Origin of the sequence: Aureibaculum flavum, assembly GCF_016406085.1 — a bacterium.
Taxonomy (GTDB): Bacteria; Bacteroidota; Bacteroidia; order Flavobacteriales; family Flavobacteriaceae; genus Aureibaculum; species Aureibaculum flavum.
This window is the reverse complement of sequence record NZ_JAEHFJ010000001.1, coordinates 349,301-364,793: the sequence shown is the minus strand read 5'-3', so window position 1 is coordinate 364,793 and position 15,493 is coordinate 349,301. Positions and strand designations below refer to the sequence as shown.

17 protein-coding genes are annotated in these 15,493 nt (G+C 28.3%); 7 read left to right on the top strand and 10 right to left on the bottom strand.

Annotation, left to right across the window (positions count from 1 at the left end; genetic code table 11):
* Window positions 1-124: 124 nt before the first annotated feature.
* On the bottom strand, window positions 125-562 hold the full coding sequence (locus JBL43_RS01520) for a hypothetical protein (protein ID WP_198839722.1): 438 nt from the start codon (window positions 560-562) through the stop codon (window positions 125-127).
* A 358-nt stretch (window positions 563-920) separates the two neighbouring features.
* Between JBL43_RS01520 and JBL43_RS01515 the strand changes: the two genes are divergently transcribed.
* Complete coding sequence (locus tag JBL43_RS01515; RefSeq protein WP_198839721.1) at window positions 921-1,535, top strand: WG repeat-containing protein; 615 nt, start codon at window positions 921-923, stop codon at window positions 1,533-1,535.
* Between the two features lie 84 nt (window positions 1,536-1,619).
* Here the strand turns inward: JBL43_RS01515 and JBL43_RS01510 are convergent, their stop codons facing one another.
* Genes JBL43_RS01510 through JBL43_RS20200 form a run of 4 tightly spaced genes read right to left on the bottom strand, consistent with a single transcriptional unit; the run spans window position 1,620 to window position 5,881 of the window.
* A complete protein-coding gene (locus JBL43_RS01510) occupies window positions 1,620-2,009 on the bottom strand; it encodes a hypothetical protein (RefSeq protein ID WP_198839720.1) in 390 nt (129 codons plus the stop codon).
* A gap of 15 nt (window positions 2,010-2,024) precedes the next feature.
* A complete protein-coding gene (locus tag JBL43_RS01505) occupies window positions 2,025-2,921 on the bottom strand; it encodes a universal stress protein (protein WP_233098656.1) in 897 nt (298 codons plus the stop codon).
* Between the two features lie 27 nt (window positions 2,922-2,948).
* Complete coding sequence (locus JBL43_RS01500) at window positions 2,949-4,004, bottom strand: response regulator (RefSeq protein WP_198839719.1); 1,056 nt, start codon at window positions 4,002-4,004, stop codon at window positions 2,949-2,951.
* The gene (locus JBL43_RS20200) at window positions 4,001-5,881 is read right to left on the bottom strand and encodes a sensor histidine kinase (RefSeq protein WP_198839718.1); all 1,881 of its coding nucleotides are present in this window, start codon (window positions 5,879-5,881) and stop codon (window positions 4,001-4,003) included. The genes JBL43_RS01500 and JBL43_RS20200 overlap by 4 nt, the downstream gene beginning before the upstream one ends.
* A 173-nt stretch (window positions 5,882-6,054) precedes the next feature.
* Here JBL43_RS20200 and JBL43_RS01490 point away from each other — a divergent pair, with 173 nt between their 5' ends.
* From JBL43_RS01490 to JBL43_RS01465, 6 genes are all read left to right on the top strand, one after another.
* The gene (locus JBL43_RS01490) at window positions 6,055-6,969 is read left to right on the top strand and encodes a mechanosensitive ion channel family protein (RefSeq protein ID WP_198839717.1); all 915 of its coding nucleotides are present in this window, start codon (window positions 6,055-6,057) and stop codon (window positions 6,967-6,969) included.
* A gap of 74 nt (window positions 6,970-7,043) precedes the next feature.
* A complete protein-coding gene (locus tag JBL43_RS01485) occupies window positions 7,044-7,499 on the top strand; it encodes a pyridoxamine 5'-phosphate oxidase family protein (protein ID WP_198839716.1) in 456 nt (151 codons plus the stop codon).
* 69 nt (window positions 7,500-7,568) lie between these two features.
* Window positions 7,569-8,270: a hypothetical protein gene (locus JBL43_RS01480; RefSeq protein ID WP_198839715.1), complete on the top strand. Its 702-nt coding sequence runs from the start codon at window positions 7,569-7,571 to the stop codon at window positions 8,268-8,270.
* Between the two features lie 111 nt (window positions 8,271-8,381).
* The gene (locus JBL43_RS01475; protein WP_198839714.1) at window positions 8,382-9,167 is read left to right on the top strand and encodes an MlaE family ABC transporter permease; all 786 of its coding nucleotides are present in this window, start codon (window positions 8,382-8,384) and stop codon (window positions 9,165-9,167) included.
* 2 nt (window positions 9,168-9,169) lie between these two features.
* Window positions 9,170-9,910: an ABC transporter ATP-binding protein gene (locus tag JBL43_RS01470; protein WP_198839713.1), complete on the top strand. Its 741-nt coding sequence runs from the start codon at window positions 9,170-9,172 to the stop codon at window positions 9,908-9,910.
* Between the two features lie 7 nt (window positions 9,911-9,917).
* Window positions 9,918-10,904, top strand: coding sequence for an MlaD family protein (locus tag JBL43_RS01465; RefSeq protein WP_198839712.1), 987 nt, complete (start codon window positions 9,918-9,920; stop codon window positions 10,902-10,904).
* A gap of 93 nt (window positions 10,905-10,997) precedes the next feature.
* Here the strand turns inward: JBL43_RS01465 and JBL43_RS01460 are convergent, their stop codons facing one another.
* The 5 genes from JBL43_RS01460 to JBL43_RS01440 all read right to left on the bottom strand — a co-directional run bounded on the left by JBL43_RS01460 (window position 10,998) and on the right by JBL43_RS01440 (window position 15,285).
* The gene (locus tag JBL43_RS01460) at window positions 10,998-11,627 is read right to left on the bottom strand and encodes a hypothetical protein (protein WP_198839711.1); all 630 of its coding nucleotides are present in this window, start codon (window positions 11,625-11,627) and stop codon (window positions 10,998-11,000) included.
* A 125-nt stretch (window positions 11,628-11,752) separates the two neighbouring features.
* Window positions 11,753-12,595: a universal stress protein gene (locus JBL43_RS01455; RefSeq protein WP_198839710.1), complete on the bottom strand. Its 843-nt coding sequence runs from the start codon at window positions 12,593-12,595 to the stop codon at window positions 11,753-11,755.
* A 68-nt stretch (window positions 12,596-12,663) separates the two neighbouring features.
* Window positions 12,664-13,494, bottom strand: a complete 831-nt coding sequence (locus JBL43_RS01450) for a universal stress protein (protein ID WP_198839709.1) — start codon at window positions 13,492-13,494, stop codon at window positions 12,664-12,666.
* Window positions 13,495-13,504: 10 nt separating this feature from the next.
* A complete protein-coding gene (locus JBL43_RS01445) occupies window positions 13,505-14,350 on the bottom strand; it encodes a universal stress protein (protein ID WP_198839708.1) in 846 nt (281 codons plus the stop codon).
* A gap of 77 nt (window positions 14,351-14,427) precedes the next feature.
* Window positions 14,428-15,285, bottom strand: a complete 858-nt coding sequence (locus JBL43_RS01440; RefSeq protein WP_198839707.1) for a universal stress protein — start codon at window positions 15,283-15,285, stop codon at window positions 14,428-14,430.
* Window positions 15,286-15,493: the final 208 nt, after the last annotated feature.

The following is a 15,493-nucleotide window of genomic DNA, read 5'->3' as shown; positions in this document are numbered from 1 at the left end:
GAGAATTCTACAAGAAAAAGATTTATAAAGTTCGTGTTAGCAATAAAAGATAGTAAAGGTTTTTAATCTAAAAGGTTACAACCGATACTATCTTTTAAGTCCTTTTCATAGAAATAAGTCCTTTTCATAGTAATTTTTTTTGCTCTTTCTTTCTCATTTGAGCTTCTACAATGCTGAATATTTGTTTTTTTAATAATTTAGAATTTTTAATGTAGGCATCAACTTTAAATTCTAAATCTTGATGCATTTTTAAATAATTTGGATTGCTGGTTACACTACCAGTATATATTAATTTAGATAATAATTTTTCATGATATTGAATCAACTTAATAAATGAACTATATGATTCTTTTTCTTGAGTTATTTTCTTTATTATATTTTTAATTTCTTCAGATAAACCAGCATCTATAATGTCTATATAATAGGTACTTAACAAATCATTAAAAAAATGTAACTCATCATTAATAAAACTTACTTCAGACATCCAAAGTTTTGAGTCATCATGCAATTCTTCCATGCTTTTAACTCTGCCCAACCAATCTTTTTTAATTTTAGTTTCCATTTTAAGTTATTTATAGCGTTATAAAAATTAGAATGAAACAGAAGTATTTGTTTGCCTCTATTAAAGGATTAGTATCATACTTCTATCAATTTTTTTTTGATGATGCTTTAGCTTCTTCCTCTAGCAATAAATCAAATTTAATTATTAACATAATGATAAGTTCTCGAATCATGTACACTAAGGTATTTATATTGATTCTAATTTGAAATGATATATATCAGTTACCTTATTAAATGTCAAGAGGTAAATTTTTGTTTTATTAAAACTAATTTAATTGGATTTCATAAAAAATGATCTTGATCATTTCGTAAAAATACTAGGGGTAGTAATTTTGATTGAATTCTAAATAGATACAATCATGAAAAAATTAATAGTTTTACTGCTGTGCTTTTCTGTCAATCAGATTTTGTTTTCTCAGAATTTAAAGGATATTGATTTTGTTTCACCTTTTAATGAGGATTTGGCAGCTGTGCAAAAAAATGACCAATGGGCCTTTATAAATAAAAAAGGAGAAAAAGTAATCGATTTTAGAGATGGTGTCGTAGCCACTGAAATTAATAGTGAAGAACCATCAATAAAGTATCCCATATTTAAAGAAGGTAAATGCATCATTAAAAAGCGGATTGACAATACCTTTTATTATGGCTACATGGACAAAGAGGGGAATACGATAATAGAACCTCAATTTTTAAATGTTACCAATTTTAAAGAGGGCATTGCTATTATTATAAAAATAGACACTACGACTATGGGTAAAAACAAAATCTTAAGTAAAAATGTTGTTTCCTATAATTTAGAAGAGTATGTTATTGATGGTTCAGGTAAGATAATTAAGTATTTAGATAATGGAAGGGGCTATAATGACGCTATGAATTCTACTAGTTTACCACCAAGTTTTCACTCCAAGATTATTGCTCCAAGATTGATTGCTTTAAAAACTAAAAATGAAAAATGGAATCTATATTCCTGGTAGTGTTAAATTAAAAAACAGGTGCGTATTAACGCACCTGTTTTTTTTTAAGTATCGACTTCATAAACTATTGGCGTAAACTAATTTCTAAAATGGTACAATACCGTACGCCATATTTAAAAGGAAAACACCTATTAAAAACAATAGCATATATAATAACTGTAAAAATTTAACATTTATAATATTTATCCAATTGATGGTCCGGTCAGGAAAAACAAATAATGACAAACCAATAAGAAGTGATATATATCCAATAAGTGTAATTACAATCGTCCAACTATCTTCCCATATATTGTGAAATAAAATATTTAGTAAGCCTATTATAATCGCTATGAAAGCCGTAATAATAAGAAATTTTTGATCTTTCAAATCTTCAAAGATTTGTTTGATTCTTTTAGGGTTTAGACTTAATATTAAAAAGAAAATAATTAAATACCATCCCCAAAATTTTGCTAAAAAAATAGATATATTTTCCATAATTATTTATGTTTTTTATTCATGTAATACGATAAAGGGAATCTTGGTACGATAACTTATTTCTTCAACAGTTGGCTTGAACATAACTTGTTGAAAAAGAGTTAAATTTTTTGCAACCATAAATATCATATCAATATCTCTACTTTCTACAAAACATTCAATACCTGCTTCAATTTTTTTATTACTTATTCTATGAAAACTATGGGTAATAGTACTTAAAACTTCCTCTAAATATTCTTTATTTTCTAATTGGAATTGTGTTAATTCCTCATTTTTTTTAGCAACATGTACTACTCTAATAATAGTATCATGATTTTTAGAAAATTCTAACATATCACTTATAATTTTGGTATGATAAAATATGTTATAGTCAGTCGGAAAAGCTATTTCTTTAGGGACTTTAAATGTTGCTTTTTCAGGAATAACCATTACAGGTATTTTTACCTTTGTAATTAAATCGCCAGTATTACTTCCAATTACTATTTTTTTAATACCAGAGGCACCTTTAGTAGCCATAATCACAAGGTCAATCTTTTTTTCTTCAATTTGCCCTCTTATGGAATCAATAAAATAATCGTAACTAGGTATGGTTATAAAAGTATGCTTAGTATTTAGATCTATTTTCTTAATCCTATTTAATAGGTCTTGCAAATCAGATTTCGATTGCTGTAATAGTTCTTTTTCTACAGAGCCACTAAAGGGGAGTGGTGGAGTTTCACCACTTGCATAATTAATTATCGGAGTAACATGTAGTAAATAAAAATTACATGTTGATTTTTCAAAATACTTTATGGAATATGCGATTGCATTCCATGAATTTTCTGAAAAGTCTGTGGGGATTAAAATATTAGTCATCATTATATTCGTTCTATAATTTCCATCTAAATTAGACGTGTTATAGATTTTATACAATGATATATATCAATTTAAAATCAATTTTCAATAAACTTGTCTTAACAACTCAATATCAATTACCTTTATATTTCTTCCTTCAATATCAATGATACCATCCTTTTTTAAACGGGTTAAGGTTCTTATAAAAGTCTCGGTGGCAATACCAGCTACACTAGCCAAGTCACTTCTTGAGATGCGAATACCATCTTTTGGATGTTTTTTAATTTTTTCAGCAAACTGTAAAATAGTATTTGCGGTTTTTTTTCTAACCGAACTATATGCCATTTGTAATAATTGATCTTTAATTTCGGTTACATTTTTTGTAGAATAGTCCAGCAATTCTAATGTTAAGGCATGATTTTTTAATAAAAGATCTTTAAAATCATTTTTCACTAATCTAAAAACTTGCGTTTTTTCGAGTGCTATTGCAGATTCATTATAAGGTCTATTATGAGATAAAGACGTTAGTCCAAAAAAATCATCTCCTTTGTGTAAAGCGGTAATTAATTCCTTGCCTTGTTCATCAGTTTTTGATGTTTTTACAACCCCTTTATATATTAAATAAATGTAATTTGAATGATCTCCTTCTCTATATATAGTTTGATCAAGGTTATAAGAAACTTCTTCTGCATTATCAGAAAAATAGTTTTTTAACTGATCAATTGTTTTAAGATTATCATCACTTTGGTATGATTGTATAAGGCTTTTTAATTCTGAATTCTCATTTAGAAGTGCTACTTTGGCAATTCTACTTTCAATAGCACTAATAAGCTCGGCTTCATTAAAAGGTTTGGTTAAATAATCGTCAGCTCCCATATCCATTCCTTTTCGGATATCGCTATATTCAGTTTTAGCGGATAAAAAAATAAAAGGAATATGCTGTGTAGCAATTGTCTTAGAAAGTACATTTAATACTTCATAGCCATTTACTTCTGGCATCATGATATCACATATAATTACATCTGGTAATTCTGTGATAGCTTTTGTAATACCACTTTTACCATCTGGAGCTGTAAAAACCTCATAATTAGATAACTCTAATAGCTCTGCTGTGTTTTCTCTGACAACAACGTCATCTTCTATTAATAAAATTTTTTTCATTTTTCAATTATTTTAGGAAGTTCAACTGTAAATGTAGACCCGTTATTTTCTTCACTTTTGAAGTTTATTGTTCCACCTAAATTTTCCAAATGTGCTTTAATTATATTTAGGCCGATTCCTGTACCATGATTATTCAATACATTTTCAGCTCTAAAGTAACGATTAAATATATGTTTTTGATCATTTATTGGTATTCCTATACCGTAATCAATAACCCTTAAAATTAAATTCTTTTCACATTCTGAAACTTCAAGATTAATATCTGTATTTTCAGGTGAATATTTTATGGAATTATAAATTAAATTTGACAAAATTAATTCTAAAATTCGCTCATCTTGATGTAAGTTAAATTCATCACTATTTGGAGAGATATTAATTTTTTGTCCACCTTTTAATAACATATTTGCATTGTAAACCACTTCGTTTACAACTTTACTTAAATTAAAATCAGTGAATTTATAGGTTACTTTTCCTAATTCTAAACGTTCAATGGATAAAAAATCATTTAAAATATTGTTGAGGTAATGAACTTTACTTGTAATTATATTTAAGTGTTTATCTCTTTTTTCTTGTTGTTCAGTGAGCTTGTATTTTTCTAGTAAAATAGTTGATGTTAATATACCACTTAAAGGTGTTTTAAATTCATGTGATACTAAAGACAGAAACTTTGTTTTAAGCTCGTTTAGCTCTTTTTCTTTAGTCAAGGCAATTTTCAATTGTTGGGTCCGTTTTTCGACAGTGTTTTCTAACTTTTCTGTATAATTTTTTCGTTCAGTAATATCTAAGATTATAGCGACGAGTAATTCATGATCTTCAGATGAAGATAGTTGTAAGTGGACTTCAACAGGGTACGTGGTACCATCTTTTCTTTGATGGATGGCTTCAAATTCAATTTTTTCTTTGTCCTTATGAATTAGAGGAGCGATCAATGCTCTAAAATCACTTTCGATAATTTCAGGTTTTATATCAAAAGGCGTCAATTCTTTAAGTTCTTCTAGCGTATAACCTATATTTTTTTGAGCTCCTCTATTGGCATTTAAAAATTTTAATGATACTTTATCGAATATAAATATTTCATTTAATGATTCATCAAAAATGGAAGCCCAGTGCTTAAGTTCTTGCTCAGCGTACATTCGCTTTGTAATATCATTTTGAATACCGATAAAATGAGTAACAACACCCTCATTATTTTTTATAGGCGTTACAGACAAGTCATTCCAAAATAAAGTACCGTCTTTTTTATAATTACGTAGTATTGTCTTGCAACTTTTTCCTTCTTTTATAGCCAATCGAATTTGCTCTATGCTTTCTTGATCTCTATCATCAGTTTGTAAGAACCTGCAATTTTTATTTATGATTTCTGATTCTGAATACCCCGTGAGTCTAATAAAGGCGGAATTGCAATAAATGATGGGGTTGTCAAATTGTAAGGCGTCAGTTATAACAATACCATTGGCTGCAGACTGCAGAGCTTCACTTTTTATGAGTAAATTTTTTTCATTTTCTTTTCTTTCGGTAATATCAATCAATAAAACCATGTTATAGGTTTTACCATAAACGGTAAAAGGATTTAAACCAATTTCTGTAGGGAAAATTGCACCATTTTTTCGTAATCCATAAAGTTCTATACTATCTGAAATTTGTCTTTTCTCACCTTTTTTAACAAACTTTTTGAAGAGAACCTTTTGAATTTTATGATATTTTTTTGGAATAAGTTTTTCTAAAGATTTTCCTATTAATTCGGCAGAGGTATAACCAAAAACTTTATTGGTAGACGAATTTGTAGAAACAATTTTTTGATCATTATCAATAATGATAATACATTCAGAAATTGCTTCAGATAGAATGCTAAATATATCTTGATTTTGTTGAAACATTTTACAAGATTTTTTATAAGATGATACGTATAGTAAAGTTACAAAAATTCCATCAGCATAATAATTATAAACGATTAAACTATGGTCGTTGTTTTTTAGATGATATGTATCATTTTTAAAGGCTAGACTATTTATTAACTTTATTAGAAATAAATAATTAATTCTTAAAAGCAATGAATATAGTTGAGATTATTAAAAATTGGATTACTGAAAATCCTTCTATAGTGAGTATCGTAAAATACTTGTTATGGGTGTTTCTCATTATTATTGTAATAAAATTAACGAGGAGAATTTTAAGGAAAAGAATTACGAACACAAATGCACGTTATAAATCTCAAAAAGGTATTGAAATATTGGGCTATATACTATTAATTCTTGTATCTCTTTTTTATTTTTCTGGTTCCATAAAAAATTTCACTATTGCTATTGGTGTTTTTACGGCAGGGATTGCTTTTACATTACAAGAATTGATTTTGAGCTTGGCAGGATCCGTTTATATTTTTTTAGTTAAAGTATACAAACCTGGAGATAGAATTGAAATCAATGGTATTAAAGGAGATGTTATTGATGTGGATAGTATTTATACCACCATGATGGAAATTGGCCAATGGGTAAGTAGTGATAATTACAGTGGTAGAATTGTAAAACTAAGTAACGCCTTTGTGTTTAAAGGCCCCATTTATAATTATTCTCAAGATTTTCCCTTTATCTGGGATGAGTTTAACTTACCTATTAAATATGGATCAGACATTGAATTAGCAAAACGTATTGTTATTAAAATAGCTCGTAAAGTATTATCAGATTATACCTTAAACTCAAAGGCTAAATGGAATGATATTGTAAATAAATATTATATAGAAAATGCAGAGGTAGATCCAACTTTAGCGATAACCTTAAATGATAATTGGATTCAATTCAATCTTAGATATATTGTTGATTATAAGAAACGCCGTGGCACAAAAGATGTATTGAATGATGAAATTAGAAAAGAAATTTATTTGACTAATGGAAAGGTAATGTTAGCATCTACCACATTAGAATTGATAAAAATACCTAAACTAGAAGTAGCTATAAATAAAACGAACTAATACATTTTGTTCAACTGATATTGGTCATTTTAAAACAGCTAATTTCTTATTATTTTTAATAAAAATATGAAAGGATGATACAGGTAGTTAAAGATAAAGAGTTAATTCAAATACTCAGTTCCAATTATATTGGTTACCTAGGGTATATATTTCAGAATAGGCCATTTGTTGTACCTATAACCTACTATTATTGTAAAGAGAATAATTGTATAATAGGGTATACAGAAGGTGGTCAAAAAACAATGGCGATGCGAAAAAACAATTTTGTTTCATTGGAAGTTGCAGAAATTCAATCGCCTAGTAATTGGAGATCTGTGCTTGTACATGGTGTATATGAAGAATTATCAGGTGTCGATGCTAAATATTATCTACATGATTTTTCTATATGTATTAAGGATATAATTAGAAAAAAAGAACTGAAAGACCTTCATTTTATTAGTGAATTTTCAAGCAAAATTTATGATGATGGCGAGCCCATTGTCTTTCATATTAAAATTAATGAAATGACAGGAAGGAAAAGAAAGAATTAAAGTCAATTCTGATATATTTTACGTACATGCTTTAATATATATAATTCTAACTATCTAAATTTCCGAATCATGATTACTAAAGAATTACAACAATTAAGATTAGAGAATAATTTTAAACATTTTTATGTAAAAGTTTCAAGCTTTATACCTAGTCTTAAAGATTTTATAGCAAGAAAGCTAAATATTGCGGAGGATTTAGGGGTAATAGATAAGAATTTTTTTAATCCTAATGATATTTTGGATGAGGTGTACCTGAACGTATTTGAAAATTTCAATAATAAAATTGCGAAAAAGGATTTAAGAAGAATGCTTTTTGAAAAAAGTGTTGAAAAAATTGATGAAATAACCATATTAGGTCACCAATTTGAAAATAATATCAATATTGGTGATATCATAAAAGAGGAATTGCAAACCATGGATGAAAGGTATACTGTAGATGGCGATGGTGACTTTATATTGTATGAGGAATTAGATGATATTTCTTACCATCAAAACGATTTTAAGCCTAAACATATTATCTTAGATCAATCCATAGAAAAACTAATTACCAGTAAACTGAATTTAGAAGATTTGACTTTACAATCTGCTAAAAAACGAAAATTATTAGGAAGCCTATTTTTTAAGATGCCACCAAGAAGCAAAGCCATTATTGAGTTGTATGTTTTTGCAAATCAAAGTGTGAGTGAGATTTCTGAAATTTTGATTATAGAAGAAATGATGGTTATGGAAGTGGTGAATAAAGTAAAAGAAAAGTTTAGCCTGATCCTTTAAATAAGCTCTGTCTTGTTGAATATTTTATTTAAAAAGGACTAATAACTTCAATGATTATAAATGATCTAAATCATTTTATTACATAAATATCAGTGGTAAATTTGTATTGATATGAAATCCAAATCAACACAATTAGCGACTAAATTTAAATCCTTTTTTGAAGAAATAGGTGAACTGGCATATTTTGCAGGTCGCTTTTTTAAAGAAGTTTTCACGAGACCTTTTGAATTTAAAGAATTGTTACGCCAATGTTATAATATGGGTAACCGTTCGTTGTTATTGGTGGGGGTAACTGGATTTATATTAGGTTTGGTTTTTACACTGCAATCGCGACCCACTTTAATGGAATTTGGAGCTGAATCTTGGATGCCCTCCATGGTCAGTATTTCTATTGTGAGAGAAATTGGACCTGTTATTATTGCATTGATTTGTGCAGGAAGAATTGGCTCTGGTATTGGTGCTGAACTAGGCTCTATGAGAGTGACAGAACAAATAGATGCTATGGAGGTTTCAGGAACAAATCCCTTTAAGTATTTAGTAGTAACGCGTATTTTGGCCGCTACATTAATGCTTCCTTTACTTATTATTTTTGGTGATGCTGTTGCATTAATAGGCTCGGCAATTATAGAGAATCTAAAGGGCGAAGTTTCATTTTTACTCTATTTTAACAAAGTCATTGATGCATTAGAATATTCTGATATAATTCCGGCCACGGTAAAATCATTTTTCTTCGGTTTTGCCATTGGTTTGGTAGGTACATTTAAAGGTTATTATTGTAAAAAAGGTACTGTTGGTGTTGGCGAAGCTTCTAATGCTGCTGTAGTTTATACCTCTATGCTTCTTTTTGTAATAGATTTTATAGCTGTTTTTATTGTTGATATATTTTTTGAAGTTTAAATATGGAAAAAACAAACAACAGAGAACCCGTTTTAAAAATAGTAGACTTGAAAAAAAGTTTCGGAGATAACCATGTGCTTAATGGATTTTCTTTAGAATTATACAAAGGTGAAAGTTTAGTGATTATGGGAAAATCAGGTTCTGGTAAGTCCGTAATGATTAAATGTTTAATGGGCTTATTAGATCATGATAGTGGTCTTATTGAAATTATGGGTCAAGATCTTTCTAAACTTACACTGAGTCAATTAAACGAATTAAGAACGCAAATAGGGTTCCTTTTTCAGGGTAGTGCACTTTATGATTCTATGACCGTACGAGAAAACTTAGAGTTTCCGTTGCGTAAAAACAAAGAAAAATATAAACAAAAAGAGGCATTAGTTATAGAGGCATTAGAGAGTGTGGGTTTACCACAAGTAATAGATTTAATGCCAGATGAACTTTCAGGAGGTATGAAACGTAGGGTTGCTTTAGCAAGAGCTATTATTTTAAAACCTAAAATCATAATTTATGATGAACCTACTACGGGATTAGATCCGATAACGTCAAAAGAAATTATTCAGTTGATGAGAGATATTCAAGAAAAATATGGAGCTTCATCGTTAATAATAACGCACGACGTTGATTGTGCTCGAGTAATTGCGAACAGAATGATTCTGCTAATTGATGGTGTAAATTATGCTGAAGGTAGTTTTGCAGAATTGGCATTATCAACTGATAAAAATATTAAAGCATTTTTTAAATAATGAAGCTATGCAACAAACGAAAACACAGAAATTTAAATTGGGTTTATTTATAATTGTGAGTACACTATTATTAATTATTGCTCTTTATTTTATTGGGAATAAACAAAATATTTTTGGTAAAACCTTTAGGATAAGTGCCGTGTTTAATAATGTGAACGGTTTACAATTAGGTAATAATGTTAGATATTCGGGTATTAATGTCGGAACCGTAAAAAGTATAGAAATGATTAATGACACTACAATTTGTGTAGACATGATTGTTGAAGATAAAATTTTACAACATTTAAAAAAGAATGCATTAGCGGCGATTAGTTCTGACGGTTTGGTGGGGAGTATGATTATTAACATTGTTCCCGTAAAAGAAAGTTCCGAAGCATTAATGTCTGGAGATACGATTAAATCATTTAGTAAAATTTCAACCAGCGATATGATGTCGACTTTAAATACAACCAATGAAAATGCAGCACTACTGACATCAGATTTACTAAAAATAACCACTGAAGTAAATCAAGGTAAAGGAACGCTTGGAATGCTAATCAATGATGAAAACTTAGCGTTAAATATTAAAGAGACTTTTTTAACTTTAAAATCCGCCAGTATAAGTGCTTCAGAGACTATAGATAAACTAAATAAAATTATGAATTCAGTAAATTATAATGAGAGTGTGGCGGCTGTCTTATTGAGTGATTCTATTTCAGCAAAAAAAATGAAATCTATCATTCAAAACCTTGATTACTCTAGTAGTAAAATAGATTCAGTGCTTAATAATATAAATAATGTGGTTTTAGGAATAAAATCAGGTGATGGTGCACTCAATTATATGATTAATGATACCGTTTTTGTTAAGAATATAGACAGCACTATGATGAACTTAAAGGACGGAAGTACCCTTTTAAATGAAAATTTAGAAGCGTTAAAGCATAATTTTTTATTCAGAGGTTATTTCAAAAAATTGGAAAAGAAGAAACTGAAAGTGAATAATAAAGACAATTAGAAAATACTACAGCGATAAATTATTAGGTTGGTAGTAGAATTACAATTTAAAATATCATAGGTGAACTACAGAGACTAATCGTCTTAAATCTAGTTATTCATTTTTTTGTATTAAGTTTTGTTCTTCTAATACAAACAATACTAAATTAATATAATCTTTTACCGTTTCATTTATGGAATTAGGGTCAATAATATCAATATAACCTTTCCAAATGAGCGTTCTTTCTTCTGTTTTACAAATACAATACAATGAGGTTTCTACATGATATACTTTATATTCATCGTAATAATTTCTATTAAAATATATTTCTTGATTATTGTAATAATCATATTTAAACCCATAGTTTGTATCTTTATCAAATTTATTGAAAAATGCCGTACGGTCTTCTACACCAGCAACTTTAGTTAACAAAACACTGTCAAATCCATCTTTTATTAGGCTATCTTCTAGCATAACTAAGTCATCTTCAGATCTTCTATAGCTCATAAGAGATTCCTCAAATAGCTCGTAACTTGTCACCGCTTCAACACCTCTAGATTGATATTTCTGTTTTAGTTTTTCTTCAAATTTTTGTCTAGCCTCGTCATTAGAAGTCATTCCTATTATTAATATTTTGGCAGGAGCGAAAGAGTCGATATCTGGATTTTTCCAATTGTTAACCAATTCAGCTGAAGAACAGCTTACAAGCATAAACCCAAGTAGTATACTGATTATATTTTTCATAATAGTGCTACATTTAGTTCTTTAAATGTACTTCTATAAATTAAAGAATGAAATGATATTAATCAGTTGATAATCAGAAAAAAAATGGCGTGAAAGGTTTTAAGTTTTACTTATATCAATTAATACTAAATAGGGATAATTAATAAAGGTATGGCACTATGAAAACTCATCTTTTTTATAACATTTTCCTCCATTAATTTTTTTAGAAATTTCTTTTCAGAGTTAACTAAGCAGACCAAATCAACTTCATTTTTCTCACAATAATTAATGATTGTTTTTGCAACCTTATCTTTTAATTCTGTTTCTAAAAATGTCGCCGGATTATCTTTGAATAATGCTTTTATTTCTATTAAATTATAAAGTTGGTTTTCATTTAAACCATAATATTCCTTAACATATAGCAAATTAATTTTACTATCATGAATTGTTTGTAATTCAAGTAAACAATCGAGTTCAATGGAACTAAATTTTTTCTTTAAATCGGTGGCAAACATGATGTTTTTTAATTCTGTAAATTCATAATCTTTTGGTACTGTTAATACGGGGCAAAGTTCTATATGGTTAATTACGCTAACAGCATTACTTCCCATAAAAATCTCCTTAGCACCAGTAGCACCAGTAGTGCCCATTACGATAATATCTATATTATAATTTGCAACAACTTGTTTAATCTGAAAAACTAAATCACCAGCCTGAGATATTGTTTGGTATTTGTGATCGTCATTTAATAAATTTTCATCTAAATAACGTTGAATTTTTTTCAGTCCTTTTTCTGATTCATCTTTTAATACCCTATGAAGATGCGTATCTCTATACTTAGACATTCGGTTACTAGTTCTAGAAGTACCAGCTTGGTAGGTATGTAAAATATAAAAATGAGCAGGAACAGTATCGTACAATCTTATGGCATAGAGTAATGCATCCCAAGCATTATCAGAAAAGTCGGTAGGAATTAAAATATTTTTCATTAGTACTAATTTTAATTGAACAAATTGTAATCAGTATTTTAACGAATAATACGTTGTTTTTGAATATATTATTCAGGTATTACTAAAAGTGGAATTTTAGGATGAAAAGCTAATTTTTTTATCACAGGTTCCTTTAGTACATTCTCAATTGGACCATGTTCATAATTTACCATGGCAAGCATGTCAATCTTATAATCTTTGATAAACATAATTATGTTTTCTGATTTTTTTGAATTGTCATCAATGTAATGAAAATTGTATTTCTGGTCGGCTAAATAGTTCTCTAATCTTTCTATATTCTTTTTTTGAGAAAGCGTTAAACTTTTTTCGACATTGATATGTACAATTCTTATTTCAGAATTATATAACGTGGTCATGTTTTTAAGTGTCTCTAGTTCTCTATCCGTATATTTACGGTTATAATCTGTTGGAAAACCAATTTGTTTTGGAGCAATAAAACTATATTCTTCTGGAATAACTAAAATAGGACAATTTTTAACCTTATTAATGACTTCGACGGTATTACTGCCCGCAAAGAATTCAACAGCTGCAGTACATCCTTTAGTGCCCATAATTATAAGCTCAATATCATTCTGTTTAATGGCTTTATCAATGGCGGTATGTAATTTGTCATTGCTTATAATATGCTTATAATCATGTTTTGCATGTGCATTTTCCCGTTTCGTTTTTAATTCTAATTCTTGCATTTTTTTCAACCCTTTTTTATGTGATTCTTCAACATAATGCGGTGTTATATATGTTCTTGAAGTAGAGTTAATGAAATTAGTAGAATGTAAAAAATAAAAAGTACAAACCTCATTTTCATATAGCTTTAATGCATATTCAACGGCACTTTTAGAATTTTTAGAAAAGTCGATCGGTATTAATATATTTTTCATTTTACTTAATTTAAAAATTAGAAGGAACAACCAAGAATGGAACGGTTAAATGAAATCCAATTTGATTGATAACTTTTTTAAAGAATAAATTTTCTAAGAATGTATGTTTATTTTTAATCATCATTAACATATGAACATAGGTGGTTTTTTGAAACTCATTTATTGCTTGTGGAATTTCTTGATCTTTTACAGAATAAAATTCTTTATTTAGAGTACTTAACAATTTGTCTAATTTATTTTTATGGGTATTTTCTTCATCATTTAAATCTCTATTTGAAGAAACATGCAGTATATGCACTTTAGAGTTGTATATACTGCTAATTGTTTCTAAAATATCTAAATGTTTAGCCGAGTAATCAATTTTATAGTCCGTAGGAAAAAGAATATCTTTTGGTTTTTCAAAGAAAAAACCATCAGGTATAGCCAACACGGGGCATTTGACTTTTTTTATGGTATGAATGGTGTTTGTACCAAAAAGTACTTCTTCAACACCAGAAGCTCCTTTGGTACCCATAATTATTAAATCCAAATTCTTTTGAGCTACTAGCAAATCAATTTCGTCGGTAAGTGTGCTAAATGAAGAGATTAATTCGAATTCGTGATTGGGATTGTTATATTTTTCAATTACATATTTTTCAAGATCATTTAGTGCTTCTAATGAGTTATTCCTGATAACATCAACTACATTGCCCATATAAGCACCACTACTCATTTGATAATCATAGTTATAGATTATAGGCGTATAGGTGTTTAAAATATAAAATTTACACCGTTCATTATTAAATAACTCTAATGCGTAATTAATAGCGTTTTTAGAATTTTCAGAAAAGTCTGTAGGTAAAAGTATATTTTTCATGATGATTAATTTTTATATAAAAAAACAAAAATTGTAACCTAAATAAAATGACCTGTATCAGTCTTGGTATTCCGATATTAGGAAAAGTTTAGTTTCAAACAATTACTAACATTAAAACTAATCAGTGGATATTTGCCATAATCATTCATTAGCAATACCGTATCTTTATTTAATAATTTTTTTAAAAATCCACCTTTCTTGCGGTCTAGCATAGCAATTAAATCTGCATCGTTTTTTTCAGCGTATAATCGCAATGAATTAAAAACGTCATCTGAAGAAATTACTTCAAAGCTAATTTTGTCATATTTTATTTTATTGGCAATCATTTCTTTAAACCAAGCCATTTGAACCTCACCAGGATATTCATCTTTTAAAGATGCATGGACCACTTTTATTTCTGATTTTAAAGGTTCTGCAATTTCAGTTAATTTACAAATAGCATGTATGTCATCTTCTTCAAAGGCAGTAGCATATACTATCGTTTTTATTTTTGAGATTCTTTTTTGATAAGGAATAGATAGTATTGGAAATAAACTTTTTTCTATTAAGTTTTTAGTGGTATTACCCATTATAAAATCCTTAATAGTGCCATTACCTTTGGTACCAACAACTACAAATGTTGAATCTAATTCTTGAGCTTTTTCGATAATTCCGTTTAAAACGGATTTATTTTCAACAGCTTCAACAGTTATATTTGTTAAATCATAACCTAAATTATCGATACAAAATTGTTCTAATTTGGAGGCATGTTTTTCAAAATAGTTTACACCAAAGTCAGGTTCAGTATCTCCAACAATATTTAATAATGTGGATGGATAGTGAAATACATGAATTACCTTTAATTGGATATTCATTTTTGTACTTAACTGATATGCATATTGTAACGCGGTAACAGAATACTTTGAATAGTCAGTAGCGTAAAGTATATTTTTCATGGTATCTACTTTAAAAATTGTAAGGTAAATTTAGAAGTTAAAACCTGTAAAAAAAATGATATTTATCATGATAAAAATAACATCAATATTTAGGGTAATTGCAATAGGTAATCTCTAAACAAAATATTCTCTGTTTTTTCTTTGCATTTATTTGATATTCTTATTGTTAGATTGAGAAAAAATCAATACTTTTGCACTCCTTTTTACG

Bases quoted from the DNA above. Each gene is read 5' to 3' on its own strand.
- JBL43_RS01465 (WP_198839712.1), top strand. From the start codon at position 9,918: ATGCAACAAACGAAAACACAGAAATTTAAATTGGGTTTATTTATAATT.
- JBL43_RS01510 (WP_198839720.1), bottom strand. From the start codon at position 2,009: ATGGAAAATATATCTATTTTTTTAGCAAAATTTTGGGGATGGTATTTA.
- JBL43_RS01450 (WP_198839709.1), bottom strand. From the start codon at position 13,494: ATGAAAAATATATTAATACCGATCGACTTTTCTAAAAATTCTAAAAGT.
- JBL43_RS01485 (WP_198839716.1), top strand. From the start codon at position 7,044: ATGATACAGGTAGTTAAAGATAAAGAGTTAATTCAAATACTCAGTTCC.
- JBL43_RS01490 (WP_198839717.1), top strand. From the start codon at position 6,055: ATGAATATAGTTGAGATTATTAAAAATTGGATTACTGAAAATCCTTCT.
- JBL43_RS01445 (WP_198839708.1), bottom strand. From the start codon at position 14,350: ATGAAAAATATACTTTTACCTACAGACTTTTCTGAAAATTCTAAAAAC.
- JBL43_RS01455 (WP_198839710.1), bottom strand. From the start codon at position 12,595: ATGAAAAATATTTTAATTCCTACCGACTTTTCTGATAATGCTTGGGAT.
- JBL43_RS20200 (WP_198839718.1), bottom strand. From the start codon at position 5,881: ATGTTTCAACAAAATCAAGATATATTTAGCATTCTATCTGAAGCAATT.
- JBL43_RS01520 (WP_198839722.1), bottom strand. From the start codon at position 562: ATGGAAACTAAAATTAAAAAAGATTGGTTGGGCAGAGTTAAAAGCATG.
- JBL43_RS01500 (WP_198839719.1), bottom strand. From the start codon at position 4,004: ATGAAAAAAATTTTATTAATAGAAGATGACGTTGTTGTCAGAGAAAAC.
- JBL43_RS01480 (WP_198839715.1), top strand. From the start codon at position 7,569: ATGATTACTAAAGAATTACAACAATTAAGATTAGAGAATAATTTTAAA.
- JBL43_RS01440 (WP_198839707.1), bottom strand. From the start codon at position 15,285: ATGAAAAATATACTTTACGCTACTGACTATTCAAAGTATTCTGTTACC.
- JBL43_RS01475 (WP_198839714.1), top strand. From the start codon at position 8,382: ATGAAATCCAAATCAACACAATTAGCGACTAAATTTAAATCCTTTTTT.
- JBL43_RS01460 (WP_198839711.1), bottom strand. From the start codon at position 11,627: ATGAAAAATATAATCAGTATACTACTTGGGTTTATGCTTGTAAGCTGT.
- JBL43_RS01470 (WP_198839713.1), top strand. From the start codon at position 9,170: ATGGAAAAAACAAACAACAGAGAACCCGTTTTAAAAATAGTAGACTTG.
- JBL43_RS01515 (WP_198839721.1), top strand. From the start codon at position 921: ATGAAAAAATTAATAGTTTTACTGCTGTGCTTTTCTGTCAATCAGATT.